At 68.7% G+C, this 20,280-nt stretch carries 20 protein-coding genes and 1 other RNA gene; 8 read left to right on the top strand and 13 right to left on the bottom strand.

Translation table 11 applies throughout. The annotated features are described in order from the left end of the window. The first annotated feature begins 22 nt into the window (after positions 1–22). The 3 genes from ACTZQ5_RS05145 (at position 23) to ACTZQ5_RS05135 (ending at position 3,216) form a co-directional block, all read left to right on the top strand. Positions 23–1,066, top strand: a complete 1,044-nt coding sequence (locus tag ACTZQ5_RS05145) for an enoyl-CoA hydratase/isomerase family protein (RefSeq protein WP_443584082.1) — start codon at positions 23–25, stop codon at positions 1,064–1,066. Between the two features lie 18 nt (positions 1,067–1,084). Then, positions 1,085–1,861: an enoyl-CoA hydratase gene (locus ACTZQ5_RS05140; protein WP_443584081.1), complete on the top strand. Its 777-nt coding sequence runs from the start codon at positions 1,085–1,087 to the stop codon at positions 1,859–1,861. A 251-nt stretch (positions 1,862–2,112) separates the two neighbouring features. Next, complete coding sequence (locus ACTZQ5_RS05135; protein WP_443584080.1) at positions 2,113–3,216, top strand: IS630 family transposase; 1,104 nt, start codon at positions 2,113–2,115, stop codon at positions 3,214–3,216. Between the two features lie 10 nt (positions 3,217–3,226). Here ACTZQ5_RS05135 and tmk read toward each other — a convergent pair whose 3' ends face one another. The 3 genes from tmk to ACTZQ5_RS05120 are packed head-to-tail and all read right to left on the bottom strand — an operon-like array spanning position 3,227 to position 4,565. Then, on the bottom strand, positions 3,227–3,868 hold the full coding sequence (gene tmk / locus ACTZQ5_RS05130) for a dTMP kinase (RefSeq protein WP_443584079.1): 642 nt from the start codon (positions 3,866–3,868) through the stop codon (positions 3,227–3,229). 4 nt (positions 3,869–3,872) lie between these two features. Continuing rightward, the gene (locus ACTZQ5_RS05125; protein ID WP_443584078.1) at positions 3,873–4,262 is read right to left on the bottom strand and encodes a DUF2147 domain-containing protein; all 390 of its coding nucleotides are present in this window, start codon (positions 4,260–4,262) and stop codon (positions 3,873–3,875) included. Between the two features lie 24 nt (positions 4,263–4,286). After that, positions 4,287–4,565 (bottom strand): chorismate mutase, encoded by a 279-nt coding sequence (locus ACTZQ5_RS05120; protein ID WP_443584077.1) that lies wholly within the window; start codon positions 4,563–4,565, stop codon positions 4,287–4,289. A gap of 101 nt (positions 4,566–4,666) precedes the next feature. On the opposite strand from ACTZQ5_RS05120, the gene ACTZQ5_RS05115 reads away from it, so the two are divergent. Next, positions 4,667–5,677, top strand: coding sequence for a polyprenyl synthetase family protein (locus ACTZQ5_RS05115; protein WP_443584076.1), 1,011 nt, complete (start codon positions 4,667–4,669; stop codon positions 5,675–5,677). A gap of 79 nt (positions 5,678–5,756) precedes the next feature. On the opposite strand, the gene ACTZQ5_RS05110 is transcribed toward ACTZQ5_RS05115, so the two are convergent. Together ACTZQ5_RS05110 and ACTZQ5_RS05105 are read right to left on the bottom strand one after the other, a co-directional pair. Further along, entirely contained in the window at positions 5,757–6,704 is a 948-nt protein-coding gene (locus ACTZQ5_RS05110) for a cation diffusion facilitator family transporter (protein ID WP_443584075.1), read from the bottom strand. 93 nt (positions 6,705–6,797) lie between these two features. Beyond that, on the bottom strand, positions 6,798–7,115 hold the full coding sequence (locus ACTZQ5_RS05105; protein WP_443584074.1) for a hypothetical protein: 318 nt from the start codon (positions 7,113–7,115) through the stop codon (positions 6,798–6,800). An 88-nt stretch (positions 7,116–7,203) separates the two neighbouring features. Between ACTZQ5_RS05105 and hrpB the strand changes: the two genes are divergently transcribed. Together hrpB and ACTZQ5_RS05095 are read left to right on the top strand one after the other, a co-directional pair. After that, positions 7,204–9,645 (top strand): ATP-dependent helicase HrpB, encoded by a 2,442-nt coding sequence (gene hrpB, locus ACTZQ5_RS05100; protein ID WP_443584073.1) that lies wholly within the window; start codon positions 7,204–7,206, stop codon positions 9,643–9,645. Positions 9,646–9,655: 10 nt separating this feature from the next. Continuing rightward, positions 9,656–9,937 carry an ETC complex I subunit gene (locus ACTZQ5_RS05095; protein WP_443584072.1) on the top strand — a complete coding sequence of 94 codons (282 nt, stop codon included), beginning with the start codon at positions 9,656–9,658 and terminating at the stop codon, positions 9,935–9,937. Between the two features lie 54 nt (positions 9,938–9,991). On the opposite strand, the gene ACTZQ5_RS05090 is transcribed toward ACTZQ5_RS05095, so the two are convergent. Genes ACTZQ5_RS05090 through ACTZQ5_RS05075 form a run of 4 tightly spaced genes read right to left on the bottom strand, consistent with a single transcriptional unit; the run spans position 9,992 to position 12,726 of the window. Next, entirely contained in the window at positions 9,992–10,528 is a 537-nt protein-coding gene (locus ACTZQ5_RS05090) for an NUDIX hydrolase (protein ID WP_443584071.1), read from the bottom strand. Further along, on the bottom strand, positions 10,525–11,196 hold the full coding sequence (locus ACTZQ5_RS05085; RefSeq protein ID WP_443584070.1) for a TPM domain-containing protein: 672 nt from the start codon (positions 11,194–11,196) through the stop codon (positions 10,525–10,527). Before ACTZQ5_RS05085 ends, ACTZQ5_RS05090 begins: the two co-directional genes overlap by 4 nt. Position 11,197: 1 nt before the next feature. After that, the gene (locus tag ACTZQ5_RS05080; RefSeq protein WP_443584069.1) at positions 11,198–12,115 is read right to left on the bottom strand and encodes a TPM domain-containing protein; all 918 of its coding nucleotides are present in this window, start codon (positions 12,113–12,115) and stop codon (positions 11,198–11,200) included. A 5-nt stretch (positions 12,116–12,120) separates the two neighbouring features. After that, on the bottom strand, positions 12,121–12,726 hold the full coding sequence (locus ACTZQ5_RS05075; protein ID WP_443584068.1) for a LemA family protein: 606 nt from the start codon (positions 12,724–12,726) through the stop codon (positions 12,121–12,123). Positions 12,727–12,836: 110 nt separating this feature from the next. On the opposite strand from ACTZQ5_RS05075, the gene mscL reads away from it, so the two are divergent. Beyond that, positions 12,837–13,271 (top strand): large conductance mechanosensitive channel protein MscL, encoded by a 435-nt coding sequence (mscL, locus tag ACTZQ5_RS05070; protein WP_443584067.1) that lies wholly within the window; start codon positions 12,837–12,839, stop codon positions 13,269–13,271. A 153-nt stretch (positions 13,272–13,424) separates the two neighbouring features. Here the strand turns inward: mscL and ACTZQ5_RS05065 are convergent, their stop codons facing one another. After that, a complete protein-coding gene (locus tag ACTZQ5_RS05065; protein WP_443584066.1) occupies positions 13,425–13,856 on the bottom strand; it encodes an RrF2 family transcriptional regulator in 432 nt (143 codons plus the stop codon). A 42-nt stretch (positions 13,857–13,898) separates the two neighbouring features. Between ACTZQ5_RS05065 and ssrA the strand changes: the two genes are divergently transcribed. Beyond that, positions 13,899–14,269: a transfer-messenger RNA gene (gene ssrA / locus ACTZQ5_RS05060) on the top strand. A gap of 168 nt (positions 14,270–14,437) precedes the next feature. On the opposite strand, the gene ACTZQ5_RS05055 is transcribed toward ssrA, so the two are convergent. From ACTZQ5_RS05055 to ACTZQ5_RS05045, 3 genes are all read right to left on the bottom strand, one after another. Next, the gene (locus ACTZQ5_RS05055) at positions 14,438–15,979 is read right to left on the bottom strand and encodes an MFS transporter (RefSeq protein ID WP_443584065.1); all 1,542 of its coding nucleotides are present in this window, start codon (positions 15,977–15,979) and stop codon (positions 14,438–14,440) included. A gap of 130 nt (positions 15,980–16,109) precedes the next feature. Beyond that, positions 16,110–17,225: a beta-galactosidase BglB gene (bglB, locus tag ACTZQ5_RS05050; RefSeq protein WP_443584064.1), complete on the bottom strand. Its 1,116-nt coding sequence runs from the start codon at positions 17,223–17,225 to the stop codon at positions 16,110–16,112. A 1-nt stretch (position 17,226) separates the two neighbouring features. Further along, entirely contained in the window at positions 17,227–20,052 is a 2,826-nt protein-coding gene (locus tag ACTZQ5_RS05045; protein WP_443584063.1) for a beta-galactosidase, read from the bottom strand. Positions 20,053–20,280 lie beyond the last annotated feature (228 nt).

Raw genomic sequence — 20,280 nt, 5'->3', positions numbered from 1 at the left:
TCGGGGGCCAAAGGCTGGGGCCATGAGCCAGGACCTGCTGATCGACACCCAGGGCGCCGTCGGACGCCTGCGCCTCAACCGGCCCAAGGCGCTCCACGCGCTCAACCTCGCGATGTGCGAAGGCATGCTGGCGGCGCTGGACGACTGGCGTACCGATGCGGGTGTCGCGGCGGTGCTGATCGACCATGCCGAGGGCCGCGGTTTCTGCGCCGGCGGCGACATCCGGCTGCTGAGCGAGAGCGGGGCGGGCGACGGCGTCGCGGCGCGCGCCTTCTTCCACACCGAATATCGCCTGAACCATCGCCTGTTCACCTACGCCAAGCCGACCGTCGCGTTCATGGACGGGGTGACGATGGGCGGCGGCGTCGGCATCGCGCTGCCCTGCCGCTGGCGGATCGCGACCGAAAACACCCGCTTCGCGATGCCGGAGACGGGGATCGGCCTGTTCCCCGACGTGGGTGGCGGCTGGTACCTCTCGCGCCTGCCCGGGCGGATCGGGCAGTTCCTGGCGCTGACCGGTCATCGGCTCGACGGGGCGGAGGCGCATGCGCTGGGTCTTGCCACCCATTACCTGCCCGCCGCGGCGCTGGAGGAGGCGAAGGCCGCGATCGTCGCCGATCCGCAGGGGATCGAGGCGGCGCTCGATCGGCTCGCGGTCGCGCCCCCGCCGGCGCGGCTGCTCGACCAGCGCGCCGCGATCGATCGCCTGTTCGCGTCCGACACGCTGGAGGATGTCTTCGCCGCACTGGCGGCCGATGGCAGCGCCTTCGCTGCCGAACAGCTCGGCGTGCTGCGCAGCAAGTCGCCGCAGACGATGAAGGTGTCGCTGCGCCTGCTCTACGACGGCGGCCTGATGCAGAGCTTCGCCGACGAGATGGTGCAGGAATATGCCGTCGCCAGCCGCGTCGTGCAGCGCCACGATTTCCTGGAGGGCGTCCGCGCCGTGCTGGTCGACAAGGATCATGCCCCGCGCTGGCAGCCTGCCACCCCGGAAGGTGTAACGGATCACCTGATCGACCAGATCTTCGCGCCGCTGCCGCCTGCGGAAGCGTGGACGCCGGCATAACGACATAAGGAGAGCATGATGTCGGACTATCAGACCATTCTCGTCGAACGGCGCGAGCGCGTCACGCTCATCACGCTCAACCGGCCCGAGGCGCTCAACGCCTTGAACGCGCAGGTGCTCGCCGACCTGCTGGCGGCGCTCGCCGCCTTCGATGCCGACGAGGGGCAGGGCTGCGCGGTGCTCACCGGCAGCGCCAAGGCCTTTGCCGCGGGCGCCGATATCAAGGAAATGGCGGCGATGGACTTCGCCGCCATGTACGGCACCAACCATTTCGCCGGCTACGAACGGCTGACGCAGACGCGGAAGCCGATCATCGCGGCGGTCGCCGGCTATGCGCTGGGCGGCGGCTGCGAGCTCGCCATGATGTGCGACTTCATCCTCGCCGCGGACACCGCCAGGTTCGGCCAGCCCGAGGTGAAGCTGGCGGTCAGCCCCGGCATGGGCGGCTCGCAGCGCCTCGCCCGCGCGGTCGGCAAGGCCAAGGCGATGGAGATGTGCCTCACCGGACGGATGATGGACGCCGCCGAAGCCGAGCGCGCCGGCCTCGTCAGCCGCGTCATCCCCGCCGCCGACCTGATCGAGGAGGCGCTGAAGACCGCCGCCACGATCGCCGCCATGGCGCCGCTGTCCGTGCTGGCGAACAAGGAGATGGTCGACGCCGCGTTCGAGACGACCCTGGCGCAGGGCGTGCAGTTCGAACGCCGCCTGTTCCACGGCCTGTTCGGCACCGCCGACCAGAAGGAAGGCATGGCAGCCTTCGTCGAGAAGCGGCCGGGGAACTGGACGGGTCGGTGAGGGAGCAGGCTTAGGGCTGATCGACATTCGAGATGAGGGATCCTCTTCATCCTCCCCCGCCAGGGGGAGGTGGCGCCGAAGGCGACGGAGGGGGAGGACTCCCAACGCTGGTCGTCGCTTACCTCCCCCTCCGTCAGGCTACGCCTGCCACCTCCCCCTGGCGGGGGAGGATTGAATATTGATTGGCCCTAGTCATCTGGAACTGAAGTAAGGTTCATTGTATGCTGTGATTCCTTGTGGAGGAACGCGGCATGGCGAATGCGGGTGGCCGACGAACTGCACCTCTTGTTCTGGAGCCGAACGAGCGGGAATATCTGGAACGGCAAGTGCGCCGGCGGCGGGTGACGCGATCCTTGTCTGAGCGATGTCGGATCATCCTGCGCTGCGCGGACGGCGTTCAAAGCAAGGTGGTAGCGGCCGAACTGGGTATCGGCGAACACACGGTGGGCAAGTGGCGACGGCGTTTCCTGAAGGATCGCGTCGAGGGGTTGCTGGACGAGGCCCGACCCGGCAGGCCGCGGACGATCGACGACGATCAGGTTGCCGCCGTGATCGAGCGGACGCTGCGCTCGACGCCGACCGATGCGACCCACTGGTCGATCCGCTCGATGGCAGGCGTGACGGGTTTCTCCCATACCACGATCCGACGCATCTGGAGGGCGTTCGGGCTGCAGCCGCATCGTTCGGAGACGTTCAAGCTGTCGAGCGATCCCCTCTTCGTCGACAAGGTGCGCGACATCGTCGGGCTCTACCTGTCTCCACCCAATCGCGCCCTGGTGCTCAGCGTCGATGAGACGTCACAGATCCAGGCATTGGACCGCGAACAGCCCGTGCTGCCGATGATGCCCGGCGTGCCCGAGCGCCGCACCCACAGTTACGTTCGCCACGGCACGACATCGCTATTCGCCGCGCTCGACATCGCCTCCGGCTTCGTCATCGGCAAATGCTACAAGCGGCACCGCGCCACCGAGTTCCTCGACTTCCTCAAGCAGATCGAGGCCCGGGTGCCGCCCGACCTCGACATCCACATCATCATGGACAATTATGCCACCCACAAGACCGCGCTGGTCCGTGCGTGGCTGGCCCGCAGGCCCCATTACCACGTCCATTTCACGCCCACCTCGGCATCGTGGATCAACCAGGTCGAGCGCTGGTTCGCCGAACTTACCCGCAAGCAGTTGCGGCGCGGTGTGCACACCTCCACCGCACAGCTCGAGCAGAGCATCCGCACCTTCATCGAGCAGCATAACCAAAATCCGAAACCCTACCGCTGGACCAAGTCCGCCGACGATATCCTCGCCTCCGTCAAACGATTCTGCCAAACCGTCGAACAAACATTATGCAACGAACTTTAGATTCAGGTGACTAGATAGCGGGCAGGAACCTCTCCACCGCCGCTAGCGCTGTCGCCTGCACCGCCTCCGGCGTGCCGCTCGCGTCCACCACGACGTGGCGTTCAGGCGCTGCTGCTGCCTGCGCGAGGAAGGCACCACGGATGCGCTGGTGGAAGGGGAGGGCGAGGCTTTCGAAGCGGCCTTCGTCGATGGCATCGTCGCTGAGCCGCTTGCGGCTGCGGGCGAGGCCGATCGCGGGGTCAAGGTCGAGCACCAGGGTGAGGTCGGGCCACAGGTCGTCGACCACCGCCGCGTGCAGGTCGCGGATCAGGCGTTCGTCCATGCCGCGGCCGGCGCCCTGATAGGCGAGGGTGGAGCCGGCATAACGATCCGACACGACGATCCGCCCGGCGGCGACCGCGGGGCGGATGACGCGGGCGACGTGCTGGACGCGCGCGGCGGTCATCAGCAGCAGTTCCGCCCGCGGCTCCCACGCATCGTCGCTGCCGGCGAGCAGCAGGCCGCGCAGGCTTTCGCCCTGCGGCGTGCCGCCGGGCTCGCGCGTGCCGAGCACGTCGTGGCCGCTTGCTGCGAGCCCCACGACCAGCGCGCGGACGACGCCGCTCTTGCCCGATCCGTCGACGCCCTCGACCGCGATGAACGCACCCGCCATCCGCTCAGTCCCGCCGCCAGATCTGCGATTTGCAGATGAACCCGCCGATCAGGCAGCCGCGCACGTTCAGCGTATCGGCATCGACCATGGTGACCGTCGATCCAAAGGCGCGGCCCATGTCGGGAACATAGATCTGGCCGGACCAGCGCCCCTTGCCGCTGGTGCGATAGCCACGCAGCAGGGCGGTGCCGATCAGCGGCGGATAGCCCTTGCCGGCGACGTCGCTCTTCGCCTTGTCGGTGGCGCGGACCACCCAGCCGCACAGCCGCTCGCCGCAATGGCCGGTCTTTACCGCGACGCTGTTCCTGGGATTATGCCATACGCCGAGGATCGCCGCCTGATGATCCAGGGCAGGCGTCGCGGCGGTGGAGGCGAGGATCAGGGCGGCGATCACGGCAGCGGAGATGGTCGGCCGCGCTCAGCCGCGCAACTGCTCGTGATGGCGGATCACCTCGTCGATGATGAAGCGCAGGAACTTCTCGCTGAATTCGGGATCGAGCTCGGCCTCTTCGGCGAGGTGGCGCAGGCGGGCGATCTGCCGCTCTTCGCGGCCCGGATCGGCGGCGGGCAGGCCGGAGGTCGCCTTGTGCCGGCCGACCGCCTGCGTCACCTTGAAGCGCTCGGCGAGCAGATGGACCAGCGCCGCATCGATGTTGTCGATGCTCTTGCGGTATCCTTGCAGCACGTCGTCGCTCATCCGTTGCCCCCTACCGCCCGTTTCAGCATCCCCATGGGGCGTGTTGCGGCTGCGAGCAAGGCTTGCCTTCGCGCGCGCCACCCGTCACAGCGCGAGGCGAGATGACCGCTACCATCCATCGCCTCGATCGTCCCGAGCCTTCGCTGGAGCCGCTGCTCCAGCTCGTCGCGGGCGACATGAACGCCGTCAACACGGTGATCCTCGATCGCATGCAGTCGCAGATCCCGCTGATCCCGGAGCTGGCCGGGCATCTGATCGCGGGCGGCGGCAAGCGGATGCGCCCGATGCTGACGCTCGCGAGCGCGCGGCTGATCGGCTATACCGGCACGCGGCACCACCGCCTCGCCGCCGCGGTGGAATTCATCCACACCGCGACCCTGCTGCACGACGACGTCGTCGATGGATCCGATCTGCGGCGCGGCAAGCGCACCGCCAACATCATCTGGGGCAATCCGGCGAGCGTGCTGGTCGGCGACTTCCTGTTCAGCCGCAGTTTCGAGCTGATGGTGGAGGACGGCAGCCTCAAGGTGCTGAAGATCCTCTCCAATGCCTCCGCGGTGATCGCGGAGGGCGAGGTGAACCAGCTTACCGCAGCGCGGCGCATCGATCTGGGCGAGGACCGCTACCTCGACATCATCAACGCCAAGACGGCGGCGCTGTTCGCCGCCGCCTGCCGGATCAGCGCGGTGGTGGCCGAACGCAGCGAAGGCGAGGAGGCGGCGCTCGATGCCTATGGCCGCAATCTCGGCATCGCCTTCCAGCTGGTCGATGATGCGATCGACTATGTTTCGGACGCGGGCACGATGGGCAAGGATGCGGGCGACGACTTCCGCGAAGGCAAGATGACGCTGCCCGTCATCCTCGCCTACGCCCGCGGCGATGCGGACGATCGCAAGTTCTGGAAGGACGCGATCGAAGGCCGGCGCGCCTCCGACGCGGATTTCGCGCATGCCATCGATCTGGTCCGCAAGACCCGCTCGGTCGACGATACGCTCGCCCGCGCCCGCCATTATGGCCAGCGCGCGATCGACGCGATCGGCGGCTTCGCTGGCGGCAAGGCCAAGGATGCGATGATCGAGGCGGTCGAGTTCGCGGTCGCCAGAGCCTATTAGGCTTTGGTGACCCGGCCGGCGGGTCGGCGCAGCCGAACCCGTCCGACGTCACGCCGGCGGCCCTGCAAGCGGTCCGCGTTCAACAGCTCTCGCAATCGTCCCCCGTCTCGACCTGCAACGTCGCATGGCCGATGTGGAACCGGTCGTGCAGCATCGCCCGTGCCGCGGCGAGGAAGGCATCGCCCGGATAGCCGCCGGGGATCACCAGATGCGCGGTCAGCACCGGTTCGGTGGTGGACATCGGCCAGATGTGCAGATCGTGGACCTTGGCGACGCCGGGCAGCGCGGCGAGCGCGTCGGTGACCGCGTCGTAATCGATCGCGCGCGGCACCGCGGCAAGGCTCATCTCCACCGTTTCATGGAGCAGGCCCCAGGTCTGCCAGAAGATGATCGCGGCGATCACCAGGCTGACCAGCGGGTCGATCCAGCCGAGCCCCGTCGCCCAGATGGCGATGCCCGCCAGCACCACGCCCGCCGACACCGCGGCATCGCTCAGCATGTGAAGGTAGGCACCGCGGATGTTGATGTCGCCCTTGCGCCCGCGCGCGAACAGCCAGGCGGTGAAGGCGTTGACCGCGATCCCTGCGGCGGCGACGACCGACACGGTCAGGCCGGCGACGACGGGCGGGTCGCCGAAGCGCTGCACCGCCTCCAGCACGATCGCGCCGAGCGCAACCAGCAGGAACACGGCGTTCGCCAGCGCGGCGAGGATGGTCGAGCCCTTCAGGCCATAGGTGAAGCGCTTGGTCGGCGCGCTGCGGGCGAGCGCGGCACCGCCCCATGCGACGGCGAGGCCGAGCACGTCCGACAGATTATGGCCGGCATCGGCGAGCAGCGCGACCGACCCGGTCCACAGCCCCGTCGCGGCCTCCGCCACCACATAGGCGATGTTGAGCCCGATGCCGATCGCGAAGGCGCGGTCGAACGAGGCGGGGGCGTGGGAATGGCCATGGGCGTGACCATGGCCGTGGTCATGCCCGTGCCCGTGCCCGTGCCCGTGCCCGTGGTGATGATGATGTCCGCCCACTCGTCCCGCCCGGTTGTGCCGTCGCGCCGTGTCTACCACCCGATCGGCGGGAGATACTAGGACGCGGCGGATGACCTTTTCGTCATCGCAGCGTCACGACTTGCCGAACAGACCGCCCAGGTTGCCGAGCACTCCGCCCAAGCCACCTTCGCCCGCCTGCCCCAGCAGCGCGCCGAAATTGCCGAGCGCGCCTTCGCCGCCGAGATGGCCGAGGATCTGCTGCAACACGTCGGGCGACAGCCCGGTGGAATTGGCGGCGCCCGCGACGGTGTCGCCGGGCTGGACGTGCGCTGCGCCCAGCGCCGCGATCGCTGCGCTCACCTGTTCGGGCGACAGGCCGATTTTTTCCGCGAGATTGGCGATCGCCGGATTGCCGGCCGCCTGGCCGAGGATAGTGTCGAACAGACCCATCGTGCGTCTCCCGTGTCGTGTCGCCGTGCGGCATAGCAGCCCCAGACCATCGCGTCGCCCGCCGATCCGCGATAAGGGCGCAGGCGCCGTGACTAACCTGCCGATCTTCGCCGTCCTGCCCGACCTGCTTGCCGCCCTGCGGGTCGGCAGCAACGTGGTGCTCGTCGCTCCACCGGGGGCGGGCAAGACGACCGCCGTCGCCCCAACCTTGCTGGAGGAGCCGTGGTGCACCGGCGAGGTGCTGCTGCTGTCGCCGCGTCGGCTGGCGGCGCGCGCGGCGGCGGAGCGGATGGCGGCGCTGGCGGGCGAGGGCGTCGGCGGCACCTATGGCTATGCCACGCGGATGGACAGCCGGCGTTCGGCGGCGACGCGGGTGACGGTGGTGACCGAGGGCATCTTCGTCGCGCGTATCCAGGCCGATCCCGAACTCGCCGGCATCTCGGCTGTGCTGTTCGACGAGGTGCACGAACGCAGCCTCGACGGCGACTTCGGCCTCGCGCTGGCGCTCGACGCGCAGGCGGCACTCAGGCCGGACCTGCGGCTGGTGGCGATGTCGGCGACGCTCGACGGCGCCCGATTCGCGGCGCTGATGGGGCAGGCACCGGTGATCGAGAGCGAGGGACGGAGCCATCCGCTCGACCTGCGCTACCTCGGCCGCGCCGGCGATGCGCGGATCGAGGATGCGATGGCGCGTGCGATCCGCCGTGCGTTGGCCGAGGAAGAGGGCGGCGTGCTCGCCTTCCTGCCCGGCGTCGGTGAGATCGAGCGGACGGCGGAGCGATTGGCTGACCTGCCCGCATCCATCGCGATCCATCATCTGCACGGCAGCCTCGAACCTGTTTCCCAGCGTGCCGCGATTCGCCCCGAACCCGATGGCCGGCGCAAGCTGGTGCTGGCGACCGGCATCGCCGAGACCAGCCTGACCCTCGACGGCATCCGCATCGTCGTCGATTCGGGGCTCGCCCGCCGCGCGCGATACGACCGGGCGGCGGGGATGACGCGGCTGGTGACGGAGCGCGCCAGCCAGGCGGCGGTGATCCAGCGCGCCGGGCGTGCGGCGCGGCTGGGGCCGGGCGTCGCCTATCGCCTGTGGGAAGAGGCGGCGACCGGCGGGCTGCCGCGCTTCGATCCGCCGGAGATCCTGGAGGCGGACCTGTCGGGCCTCGTCCTGGCGGCGGCGCTATGGGGTGTCGGCGACCCGCGCGATCTCGCCTGGCTCGACCCGCCGCCCGCCGCGGCGGTGGCGGAGGCGCGCGAGCGCCTTGCGCTGGTGGAGGCGATCGACGGCGATGGCCGCCCGACGGCGCACGGCCGTCGGATCGCGACGATGCCGATGCCGCCGCGGCTTGCCCACATGCTGCTGCGCGCCGGCGACATGGGGCAGGGGCGGATCGCCGCCGAAGTCGCGGTGCTGCTGTCGGAGCGCGGCCTCGGTGGCACCGATCCCGATCTCGACACGCGCTTGCGCCGCTGGCGCAGCGAGCGCGGGACGAAGGCGGTGGCGGCGCGGCGGCTGGCCGAACGCTGGGCGACGCTCGCGGGAGGTGGAACGGGCGAAGGGGAGGAGGGCGTCGAGGTGCCGATCGCGCTCGCCTTTCCGGATCGGATCGCGCGCGCGCGCGACGCCAGCGGCGAATTCTGGGCGTCGGCCGGCGGGCGCGGCTTTCGCCTCGATCCGGGCAGCGCGCTCGCCCGTAACGGCTGGCTGGCGGTGGCGGAAACACAGGGCGCCGCATCGGGCGCGCGCATCCTTGCCGCGGCCCCGATCGCGCTTGCGACGATCGAGCGGCTGTTCGCCGACCGGATCGAAACGCGCCGGACGGTGGAGTTCGATGCCGCGACCGGTGGCGTGACGACATTGCGGGAACGGCGACTCGGTGCGTTGCGGTTGTCCTCCGGGCCGGATGCGCAGGCCGATCCTGCCGCGGTCGCCGCGGCGCTGCTGGAGGGCGTGCGCACGCAAGGGCTGCACCTGCTGCCGTGGAGCGCGGGCGCGGCGGCGCTGCGCGCGCGGGCGACCTATGCGGGCGTGCCGATCGAGGCGCTGATGCGCGACCGGCTGGACGAATGGCTGCCGCCGCTGCTGGAGGGGCGCCGCCGGCTCGATGCCATTCCGGCGGGCGCGCTGGCGGACACGCTGCGCGGCCTCGTCGGCTGGGACGGGATGCGCCAGGTCGATCGGCTGGCGCCGGCCGATTTCACCAGCCCGGCCGGCAGTACCCACGCGATCGATTATGCCGCGGACGGGGGGCCGCGCGTCGAATTGCGCGTGCAGGCGCTGTTCGGCCTCGCCGACCATCCGGTGGTCGGCAGCGCGCGGGTGCCGCTGGTGCTCAGCCTGACCTCGCCTGCCGGCCGACCGATCCAGACGACGCGCGATCTGCCCGGCTTCTGGGCAGGCAGCTGGCATGCCGTGGCGAAGGAGATGCGCGGCCGCTATCCCCGACACCCATGGCCCGACGATCCCGCCGCGGCATCGGCGACATTGCGCACCAAAAAGGCGGATGCGCGTTCGGTCGGCACACGCTAAGGAAACGTCCATGCCTACCGTCCGTATCTTCCAGCGCCCCAAGAATGCGATGCAGTCCGGCAAAGCCCGGACGCAGGTGTGGCGCCTCGAATTTGAACCCGCCGAGCCCAAGCACGCCGACCCGCTCACCGGCTGGGCAGGCAGCGGCGACACCCGCGAACAGGTTCGCCTCAGCTTCCCGACGCAGGAAGCCGCGGTCGCCTATTGCGAGGCGCAGGGCTTCGACTACGAGCTGGTCCCGGCACCCAAGCCAAAGCTCAAGTTGCAGGCCTACGCCGACAATTTTCGTTGAGGCAGTGACAAGCCGCTGACGGCGCTCCTGCGGAAGCAGGAGCCCCGATGCGCTTCAGGCGACCGGCTCGCCCGTCACTTCGGCGATCAGGCCGCTGCCGAGCAGCAGCAGCATCTTGGCATCGATAGCCACGCCCTCGCGGCGCTTGGCGGCGACGAAGCCCTGCACCGCTTCCGGTGCGACGCGGTGGACGGTGATGTTCTCCTGTTCGTCGCCGCCGCCTTCGCCGGTGCGGGTCAGACCGGTCGCCAGCACCAGCGTGAAGCTTTCGGAGGTCATGCCGGGGGAGGAGAAGAACTCGCCGCGCTCCTCGACCACGGCGGCGTGATAGCCCGTTTCTTCCTCCAGCTCGCGGCGTGCGGCTTCCGCGACGCTTTCGCCGGCGCTGTCGTCGCCGACGAGGCCGGCGGGCAGTTCCAGGCAGGTCCGCCCGAGTGGCACGCGATGTTGCTCGACGAGCAGCAACTGCCCCTGCGCGTCGATCGCGACGATCACCGCGGCGGTGATGCGCCCCTTGCGCTCGGCATATTCCCAGGTGCCCGCTTTGCGGACGGAGAGGTACTTGCCCTCCCAGACGGTGTCGGTGGTCATAGCTCGATCAAACGGTCCGGCAGTTCGTTGGTGTCGTCGGTCCGCGGCGGAAAATGCTCGGCGAGGACGAGGCCGATCTGGCGCACCGCCTCGGCCATGCCGTCGCCCGGCCGGCCGTCGCGCGTCGCGGCGATCAGCGCCGCCATCGCCGCGCCCCACACATCGGGGGTGACGCGCGAATGGATCGCGGCGTCGGCGATGATTTCCGCCCGGTGCTCGTCGAGCGACAGGTAGAGGAGGACGCCGGTGGCATCGCGCGTGCGCGCCTCGGCACTGGCGCGGAACAGCGTCAGCGCGCGGGCATGGACGCGGCGTCCGGCAGTGCTGCCCGGCGTCAACGCCATGCGCAGCGGCCGATAGGCGAGGATGACGCGCACGATCAGGAAGGTCGCGGCGAGCAGCAGCAGGGCGACGGTGAACAGCCCGCCCGGTGCCGGTGCGCCGTCCCATGGATCGGCGACGAGGCCATGCAGCCATACCGCCACGCCCGGCATCAGCGCCAGCAAGGCCAACACCAGCAACATCGCCAGCACCGCCCAATGCAGCGCGACGTCGTGATAGGCGTCGGACCGGCGCGCGACCACGGTGACGATCTCGCCTGCGGTGTCCCGCTCCGCCTCGGCCACCGCCGCGGCGACCCGCGTCCGATCGGCATCGGTCAGCCGCATCTCACCAGCTCCCCGAGGCGCCACCGCCTCCGAAGTCGCCGCCACCACCGCCGGTGAAGCCGCCGCCGCCCCAACTGCCGTCGCTGCGCCCGGAATCGCCGCCGCCACCCCAGCCGCCGCCACCGCTCCCCCAGCCACCGCCGCTGTGCGAGGATCGACCGATCTCGTTGGCGATGCCCCACAAGACGATCGGCAGCGCGCTGCCGCCGCCATCGTCGTAGCGTCGGCCCCATGGCCCTGCTCGACGCCGCCCGCGGATCAACGGGACCAGCACGAACAGCAGGATGACCGCCCAGACGATCAGCCCGAACGGCACGCCGCCGCCGTTGCGGTTTGCCGAGGTGCGGCGATGCGCCTGATCGAACTGCTTCGTCGCGGCATCCAGCCGGGCCTGCGCTTCCTCCGGGGAGGCGCGCAGCTGTTGGGCAAGGGCATCGACGCCTGCATTGAGCCCGCCGGCGATATCACCGGCCTTCAACTGCGGCAGCATGTCTTGGTTGATGATGACGCTTGACAGCGCATCGGTGATGATCGGTTCGAGGCCGCGTCCGACTTCGATCCGGGCACCGCGCTGGCCCGCGGGCGCATTGGGCGCGATGAACAGGACGACGCCGTTGTTCACGTCACGCAGGCCGACACCCCAATCGCGGCCAAGCTTGTAACCGTAGTCTTCCTGCGGATAGCCTTGCAGGTCGGCGATCGTCGCGACGACCAGCTGCCGCTTGGTATCCTTTTGGACCGCCTCGAGCTTCGCCGTCAGCGCCGCCTCCTGCTCGGGCGTCAGCACATTGGCATCATCCACCACGAGGCCGGTGAACTTGGGAAAGGTCTGCGCCGATGCGGGCGAGACGATCAGTCCCGCCAGCATCAGCAGCATCGCCGCCCGCCAGATGGCGAGCGCCCGGACGAGGGCGGTCATCGCCGTCAGCTCGCATTCCCGAAGTTGACGCTCGGTGCCACCTCTGCGTTCGGCGAAGTTGCGGCGAACGGGGTGAGGGGCTTGGCACCGTAGAAGATCTTCGCGCCGACGGCGTCGGGGAAGGTGCGGATGCGGGTGTTATACGCCTGCACGGCCGTGTTGTAATCGGTGCGGGCGATGGTGATCCGGTTCTCGGTGCCTTCCAGCTGGCTCATCAGCGTGGTGTAATTGCCCTGGCTCTTGAGCTCCGGATAGGCCTCCTGCAACCGCTGCAGCGACAGCGTGACGGCACCCTGTGCGCGTTCGAAGGCCTGGACCTTGGCGGGGTCGCTCAGCTGGTCGCCCGACACCTTGACCTGGTTGGCGCTGGCGCGGGCCTGCGTCACCTGGGTGAGGATATCCTTCTCTTGCGCGCCGGCGGCCTTCACCGTGGCGACGAGGTTGGGGATCAGGTCGGCACGGCGCTGATACTGGTTCTCGACATCGGCCCAGCGCGCCTTGGCGTTCTCTTCCGCAGTCGGCACCGAGTTGATGCCGCAGCCGGCCAGCGAGCCGCTCGCGACGGCGGCAAGGGCGAAGGCGGCAACGGGGCGAAGCGACGGCATGAACATCCTCCTGGGTGTATCTGTGCTATCCATATAGGACAGCAGGCGGGCTTGGCGAAGGGGAAAACGCCCCCTAACCTCGGGCAACCTCATCGGATAACGAGGAAAGGGCGGTCATGTTCAAGGAATTCAAGACGTTCATCGCGCGCGGCAACGTGCTCGACCTGGCCGTCGCGGTCATCATCGGCGCGGCGTTCAGCAAGATCGTCACCTCGCTGACCGAGGACGTCATCATGCCGGTGATCGGCAAGATCTTCGGCGGCCTCGATTTTTCCGGCTATTTCCTGCGCATGGGGCCGGTGCCGGCGAACTACACCGGCTCGCTGACCGACTATGCCGCGCTCAAGAAGGCGGGCGTGCCGCTGCTCGGCTATGGCGAGTTCATCACCCAGGCGGCGAATTTCCTGATCGTCGCCTTCATCATCTTCCTGCTGGTGCGCGCGGTGAACAAGCTGATGCCGAAGCCGGAAGCGCCCAAGGCCGCCGAGCCGGCGGACATCACGCTGCTGCGCGAAATCCGCGATGAACTGAAGGCGCGGCCGCGGGTGTAACCTCATTTCTCCCCCGCTTTAGCGAGGGGGGAGGGGGCCGCGCCCGTAGGGCGTGGTGGAGGGGGCGTCTCCGCAAGCACGACGTGCGTCGCCTACCTCCCCCTCCGTCAGCTTCGCTGCCACCTCCCCCTGGCGGGGGAGGACGTGAACGATCTACGCCGCGACCAGCTGCTCCGCCGTCGCATCGGCGAGGCTGGTGCCGTCGAGGATGCGCGCGGTCTCGTCGCGCACGCGCATCATCGCGTGGCGGATGGCGCAGTCCGCCTCGCTCTTGCAGTCGTTGCAGGGGCGGTAGGCGGTGCGGCTGACGCAGGGGACGAGCGCCAGCGGTCCTTCGATCACGCGGATCACCTCGCCCAGCGAAATGAGATGCGCGGGGCGGGCGAGGACGTAGCCGCCCATCTTGCCGCGCGTGCTGCTGAGCAGGCCGGCGTCGCGCAGGTCGGCGAGGATCAGCTCCAGGAACTTGCGCGGCACGTTCGCGGCGGTCGCGATCCGGCCCATGGGGATCGGCGGCGTGGCGGCGGGCGCTTCGGCAAGGAACAGCATCGCGCGCAGCGCGTAGCGGGAACGCTGGGTCAACATGATGGGTCGCCTATGGCCCTATAATGTGGCGAGCGAAAGGCGTGGATTGCAGCGGCGCGGCATCGCGCCTATATCGGTCGGGCCGGCTTCCAGCCGGCTATGGCGATAAACGGTGGCGTTAAATAGGCGCAGCGGACCCGGGGGCAGTACCCGGCGGCTCCACCACATGAGCCGCTAGATCGACACGCATGAAGCGTGCCGACCAAGCGGCTCAGCTGATGGGGCCGAACTAGGATCGACGTGTGTTGAAAAGCGCTGTCTTTCGCTCGGAATGGGACCACCGCAACGGCCCATTACACAAGTGCCAACGATAACGAAGCACTCGCGATTGCGGCGTAACTGAGGGCCTCACGGCCTAAGGTTACACCAAGATAGCGCGGTCGGACCCCACCGGGCAACAGAAGGGGATTCCAGCGGTACGGGGAGCACCGGGCAACAGAAGCTCCCCACCTTTCCCATCTCACCTTTCCGTCATCCCGGCGAATGCCGGGATCCATGGCGGGTATGCCACCGGTGGTGCGCGCCGACGCTGTTGGCGCGCTGTCCATGGATCCCGGCGTGCGCCGGGATGACGAGGGTTGTTATTTCTTCGCCGCCGCCACCGGGTTGTTGCCCCACAGCCGGTTGTAGGACCAGCCCGACAGATCCTCCACCACCCGCGCATGCTCCGCATCCGCCGGATGCCGTTCGCCGGCGCGGAAGCGTTCGATCTCGTCGAGCAGGATCGCATGGGTCCGCGGCGTCAGGCGGAAACGGGTCGAGACAGCCACGCCGAACACCAGCATCGCCAGCGTTCCCGCGCCGAGCACGCCGACGATCGCGGCGATCGCGGTCGGGCTCTGCACGGTCGCCTTGGAGACGAAGCCCGAGGCCTGCATCACCTGCCCGACGAGGATGACGGCGAGCGCCTGGCTCATCTTGCGCACGAAGGTCATGACCCCGGCGAACGCGCCTTCGCGGCGGCGGCCGGTAACGATCTCGTCGACGTCGGCCATGTAATTGTACGTCGCCCAAGGGATGTAGTTGAGCGCGCCGCGGCCCAGGCCGGCGAACACCACCGGCAGCCAGAACAGGGCGGAGGTCGCGCCATAGCCGGCGGCATACATGGCGAGGAAGATGACGACGCCGATGGCGAAGCTCAGCGCCGCGAAGCGGTAGGCGGCAGCGGGCGACAGGCGCAGCGCGAAGTTGATCGCGAGCACCACGGCGACCAACTGCACGATGTACGTCACGCCGACCAGGTTGGCGACGATGCCCGTCGTGCCGGCGAGCGCGAAGATCACGAAATAGGTGAAGGCGGCGTTGTAGATATCCTGGCTGATATAGCCGCCGAGATACATGCCGAGATGCAGCCGGAACGCGCGGATGCGCAGCGTCGAGAACAGGTTGCGATACAGCGCGGCGAAGGCGGCGCCCAGCGTCGGCCGGTCCTTCGCCTCCGCCTCGTCGAGGCCGGGCGGGCGCTGCCGCTCCCAGCTGAAGGTGTAGAGCAGCGCCGCCGCGCCCATGAACAGCACGGAGAAGATGATGCCCATGTAGAGGTAGGTGTCGGGGGAGTCCGGCCCCAGATAGGCGATCAGCCAGCCGGGCAGGAAGGCGGCGCCGATCGCCGACACCTGCCCGCACAGGATGCGTGCGCCGGCGAACTTCGCCTTGGTCTTGTAGTCGGTCGCCATTTCGGCGGCGAGCGTCTCGTAGGGGATGATTTCCAGCGCGTAGACCATCTCGAACAGGACGTAGGTGACGAGATAGTACCAGAAGCTCTGGCCCGACACCCACATGATCGCGAACGAGGGGAGAAGCGGGATCGCGGCGAGGATGAAGAACCGCCGGCGCCCGAACCGGCGGGCAAGCGCGGTTCGACCGATATTGTCGGAGAGGTGACCGATCAGCGGGCTGGTGAACGCGTCGAGCACGCGCGCCACGCCGAAGATGATCGTCGCCTGCGCTGCGGAGAGGCCGCAGAAGCTGGTGTAGAAGATCAGGATCCAGGTCGAGATGACCGCCATCGACCCTGCGCCCAGCACGTCGTTCGAGCCGTAGGCGAGGAGGTTGTACCAGCGAACCGGGCGGGTGGGCGCGGTGGGCAGGATGGGTCGGGCGGCGATGGGGTCGGTGGCCATGGAACTCTCCTTCACCCCCTTCTTATCGTCACCCCGGACTTGTTCCGGGGTCCACCGAGCCGCATGCTCTCAGGCCGGCGGGTACGCGGCGCAGTGGATGCCGGAACAAGTCCGGCATGACGGTAGTGACTCAGATGTACGTGCGCAGGAATTCGGCCAGCGCGATCATCGCGAGGCTTTGGCCGTAGGGCATAGAGGTCAAGGCGATGTCCTTGTAGAATTGCAGGGTGTCGCCCATCGCGGTGCCGAAGCTCACCTGTTTCAGTTCGCCCGCCTCGTCGATGTTGGCGAGCACGCCCTGCACCGCCTTGATGCCGACCGCCTCGTAATGGCGCGGCAGATAGCCCTTCCGGACGCCCTTCAGGATGCCATAGGCGAAGCCCGCGGTTGCCGAGGCCTCGAGGTAGCTCGACGGATCGACGATCAGCGTGTGCCACAGGCCGGTGTCGGGGTCCTGCGTCTCGGCCAGCGTCTTCACCTGCGCGGCCAGCGTGTCGATCAGGAAGGTGCGGAACGCATCGCCCTCAGCCAAGTCGAGAATCTCGATGATCTCCGGAATCGCGATCGTCACCCAGCAATTGCCGCGCGCCCATAGCGCCTCGGCGAAATTGTGCCGGCCGTTGAAGTCCCAGCCGTGGAACCACAGGCCGGTCTTCTTGTCGAACAGGTACTTGATATGGACGAGGAACTGGCGCTTCGCCTCCTCGACATAGTGCGGCCGGTTCAGCAGCAGGCCGATCTTGGCGAGCGGCAGCACGCTCATCATCAGCGTGTCGTCCCACATCTCGCCCGGATTCTCGTCGTTGTAGACGATGTGCTGGAAGCCGCCCTCCTCGGTCTTGGGCAGGCCGTCGGGCGCCATCAGCCATTCGGCCCAGGTGTCGAGATAGGGGATATAGCGCGGATCGGGCTCGTGCTCGTAGAGGTAGGCGAGCGTGATGAACGGCGCCATCGTGTTGATGTTCTTGGTCGGCGTGCCCTCGGCGAAGCGATCCTCGAACCATTGCTTGATGATGCCGAGCGCGGCCTGGTCGCCGGTCTGCTCGTAATAGCGCCACATGCCGAACAGGCCGACGCCGTGGGTCCATTCCCAGCCGGCCCAGCCCTTGGTGTCGATGATCCGCCCGTCGTCCAGATGGAGCAGGAATTCGCCCGTCTCGTCCTTGATGTTGACGAGATTGTCCATCAGCTTGTGAATGGCGGCGGTGACGTCCTGGCGGGGAACGTCGTGGGTGAGGGCGGCCAAGTTACTTCTCCTGTGGGATCGACGGGCGGACGGGGATGCCGCCGCGCACGTTGCGTAGGGTGACGAGTTTCACCGGCTCCAGCACGTCGCCGGGTGCGCCGTCGGAGGTGACGGCGAGCGCGATCGTGTTGGGGCCATGATGGTTCAGCACGCCTTCGGGGATCGGAAAGACGCGCTGCGGGCCGACATGGGCGATGAACTGGCCCATGTTCCAGCCGTTGACGAACAGCAGGGCGCGGTACCGCGCGACCGAGCGCGGGACGGTCGTGTCGCCGAACGCGACCGCGATCGTCGCATCCTGCTCCTTGGGCAGGGCAAGGGTGAAGCGGCTGCGGTACCAGGTGGTGCCGGGCCGGACGCTGGTCGGCGCGGCCTGCCAGCCGGCATCGTCGAAACCGGGAAGGTGCCAGCCTTCGCGCTCGCCGTACTGGCCGCCGTTGTTGGCGGGGCCGCGGGCGGAATCGGGCAGGTCCTCGCCGCCCGCCTTGCCCTGGATCCGCCACGCGATCGGCACGGCGAAGCTGCGCCCGCCCGGTGCCTCCAGCGATGCGGAGATCAGGCCGCGCGCCTCCTTGTGCGCATCGTCGCTGTCGAGATCCCAGTTATGGCCGTTGTTGCGGACCATGATGCTGAGCACGTGCTCCTGCGGGGTCTGCGCGGAGTCCGGCAGGTCGAACCGGGCGGTGCCGGTGGTCATCGGACGCGGCAGGCCGCCGGGCAGCTCGTTCTGGCCGACGAACCGGCCGTCGAGCCACACCTGCACCATCCCCGATCCGCCGGCGCCGTAGAACAGCGCGATCTGTTTTGCATCGGGTGTGCCGGTGAAGCGGCCACGATACCAGACGTCGCCATCGTGGAAGCCATAGGCATCCATCGACAGATTGGGCTGGCCATCGGGCCGCGCGGTGATGCTGGCGTAGGGCTTGCCCTCGGTCGCCTGCCAGCGGCTGTCGTCGAAGCCGGGCTGCGCCTCGGGCGAGCCGTAGGCGGTGCGCCATTCGAGGGCGGGAAGGGTGAATGCGGCGGGGCCGGCGAGCGGCTGCGTGGTGATGCGGCTGCCGATCGCGGTGGTGCGGGTCGCGATCCGCCGGCCGTTCCAGCGGATCTGCCTGGCGCCCGACCACACCTCGAGCGGCGTCGCCTCGCGCGTGTCGCCGGCAAGTGCGAGCGTGCTGCCATCGATACGTACGCTGCGCAGCAGGGCGGGGCCGCGGACCAGCGCGGCACCCTGCCGCCAGTAGCGTGCGCCCTCCGCCTCGTCGGCGAGGATCAAAGTCAGCGGCGGGCGGCCGCCGCCGGTGATCGCCACGACGCTGCGGCCCCGATGCGGATAATCGAGGCGCAGGTCGCCCTTGGCCGCGTCGAACCGGCTGGTGACCGTGCCTTCGAGCACGCGCACCTGCGGCGCCGAGGCATAGCGCAGCACCGTCTCGCCACTCTCACCGGTGCGGCCGTAGAGCAGCAGCACGTCGGCGCCGCTCATGGTGAGCGCGGCCTGCAACTCGGACGTCGAATAGACCAGCCGCTGCCCGCCGAGCGTCACGCCGGCGACCAGCCATTTCGCATCGAAGCCGTTCAGCCGCATCGGCTCGGCGGCAGGAAAGGTGTAGCGGCCGTCGGGCAGGTCGGCGGTGATGGTGAAGCGGTCGTCGCCCGTGCCGTTCGACGGGTTGTGCGTCACCATCAGGAAGCGGGCGTCGCTCTCCGGGCTGCGATCGTGGTAGACCTGCACGGCGGATGAGGAGGCAGTAGCGGGACTGGCCGGCACCATGCCGGCAAGGTCGGGCACGCTGGCGATCAGGCCGCCCAGCTGCTTCATCTCCTCCGCTTTGGGCCGCAGTTCGCGATCCTCGGAGATGGCCGAGCCATAATCGTAGCTGGTGAACACCACCGGCGCGGGCAGCCAGCCCCAGCTGGTGCCGCCATAGCCCATGTAGACGCTCTGGATGTCGATGCCGTTGGCGAGGTTGGTGCCGTAGAACACGCGCTGGAAGCGCTTGCCGCGCTGGATCGCGTTGCATTCGTAGCCGCCGTTCGACCCCCAGTAATCGAACCAGCCGCCGCCGAACTCTGCAAGAAAGGCGGGGGTGTCGGGCGAGGCGGAGGCACCGCCCTTCGCCCCGCCGGGACCGTAATAGCCCCAGTCGGGCGCGGGGGAGCCGCGCGTCGGCTTGCCGCCCACGGTGCAGGTGCCGCCGGGATAGCCGTCGAAGGCGTAGAGGTCGTTGGGGCCGTGGACGACGTTCTCGACCTTGGACGATTCCGGCACCCAATAGCCGTTGCGACCCTGGTCGTTGTGGAACAGCGGCACGGTGATGCCGTCGGCCCGCGCCTTGGCGTACAGGTGGTCCATATAGCGGCGCTGAGCCGGGGTAGTCAGCGCCAGCTCGTTCTCGATCTGGTGGAGGATCACCGATCCGCCGTTATTGATCTGGTGGCGGGCGATGATCGCGTCGATATGGCCGAGCCATTCGTCGACCGCGGCGAGATAGGCGGGATCGTCGGTCCGCGCACGGCCGCGCTGGTTGACCAGCCAGCCTGGAAAGCCGCCGCGCGACAGCTCCGCGTTCACGTACGGCCCGGCGCGGGTGATGACGTAGAGCCCCTCCTCCTGCGCCATCGTCAGCACCCGGTCCATGTCGCGGATGCCGGTGAAGTCGTACACGCCCTGCTTGGGGCTATGATACCCCCAGTCGAAATAGAGCGCGACGGTGTTGAAGCCGCTTGCCTTCAGCTTTTGCAGGATGTCGCGCCACAGGTCGGGGCTGGGCAGGCGGAAGGGGTGGAATTCCGCCGACCAGATCACCTGCCGCTTGCCGTCGATCATCAGCGAGCGTGCGTCATAGCTGACCCGGCCGAAGGTCTTGACCGGCGCGGCGAGGTTTTCGGTCGGACGCGCGGTCTGGGCGTGCGCGGTGGTGGCGAGAAGGGCCGCGGAGATCAGGGCCAGGCGCCGCCCCGATTTCCATCCGTCACCCCGGACCCGTTCCGGGGTCCACCTTGCGGCGAGCGAAACGGCTAGAGCCTCTTGCCCTGAGCCTGCTGCACCGTGGAC

Origin of the sequence: Sphingomonas cellulosilytica, from assembly GCF_052321755.1 — a bacterium.
GTDB lineage: Bacteria > Pseudomonadota > Alphaproteobacteria > Sphingomonadales > Sphingomonadaceae > Sphingomonas.
The sequence above is the reverse complement of the archived record's forward strand: the minus strand, read 5'-3'. Positions and strand labels throughout refer to the sequence as shown.

What these genes read in the sequence shown, in the direction of transcription:
- ACTZQ5_RS05145 (WP_443584082.1), top strand. Translation starts at nt 23, where the DNA reads ATGAGCCAGGACCTGCTGATCGACACCCAGGGCGCCGTCGGACGCCTG.
- ACTZQ5_RS05140 (WP_443584081.1), top strand. Translation starts at nt 1,085, where the DNA reads ATGTCGGACTATCAGACCATTCTCGTCGAACGGCGCGAGCGCGTCACG.
- ACTZQ5_RS05135 (WP_443584080.1), top strand. Translation starts at nt 2,113, where the DNA reads ATGGCGAATGCGGGTGGCCGACGAACTGCACCTCTTGTTCTGGAGCCG.
- tmk (WP_443584079.1), bottom strand. Translation starts at nt 3,868, where the DNA reads ATGGCGGGTGCGTTCATCGCGGTCGAGGGCGTCGACGGATCGGGCAAG.
- ACTZQ5_RS05120 (WP_443584077.1), bottom strand. Translation starts at nt 4,565, where the DNA reads ATGAGCGACGACGTGCTGCAAGGATACCGCAAGAGCATCGACAACATC.
- ACTZQ5_RS05115 (WP_443584076.1), top strand. Translation starts at nt 4,667, where the DNA reads ATGACCGCTACCATCCATCGCCTCGATCGTCCCGAGCCTTCGCTGGAG.
- ACTZQ5_RS05105 (WP_443584074.1), bottom strand. Translation starts at nt 7,115, where the DNA reads ATGGGTCTGTTCGACACTATCCTCGGCCAGGCGGCCGGCAATCCGGCG.
- ACTZQ5_RS05095 (WP_443584072.1), top strand. Translation starts at nt 9,656, where the DNA reads ATGCCTACCGTCCGTATCTTCCAGCGCCCCAAGAATGCGATGCAGTCC.
- ACTZQ5_RS05090 (WP_443584071.1), bottom strand. Translation starts at nt 10,528, where the DNA reads ATGACCACCGACACCGTCTGGGAGGGCAAGTACCTCTCCGTCCGCAAA.
- ACTZQ5_RS05085 (WP_443584070.1), bottom strand. Translation starts at nt 11,196, where the DNA reads ATGCGGCTGACCGATGCCGATCGGACGCGGGTCGCCGCGGCGGTGGCC.
- ACTZQ5_RS05080 (WP_443584069.1), bottom strand. Translation starts at nt 12,115, where the DNA reads ATGACCGCCCTCGTCCGGGCGCTCGCCATCTGGCGGGCGGCGATGCTG.
- ACTZQ5_RS05075 (WP_443584068.1), bottom strand. Translation starts at nt 12,726, where the DNA reads ATGTTCATGCCGTCGCTTCGCCCCGTTGCCGCCTTCGCCCTTGCCGCC.
- mscL (WP_443584067.1), top strand. Translation starts at nt 12,837, where the DNA reads ATGTTCAAGGAATTCAAGACGTTCATCGCGCGCGGCAACGTGCTCGAC.
- ACTZQ5_RS05065 (WP_443584066.1), bottom strand. Translation starts at nt 13,856, where the DNA reads ATGTTGACCCAGCGTTCCCGCTACGCGCTGCGCGCGATGCTGTTCCTT.
- ACTZQ5_RS05055 (WP_443584065.1), bottom strand. Translation starts at nt 15,979, where the DNA reads ATGGCCACCGACCCCATCGCCGCCCGACCCATCCTGCCCACCGCGCCC.
- ACTZQ5_RS05045 (WP_443584063.1), bottom strand. Translation starts at nt 20,052, where the DNA reads ATGATCGACGGCAAGCGGCAGGTGATCTGGTCGGCGGAATTCCACCCC.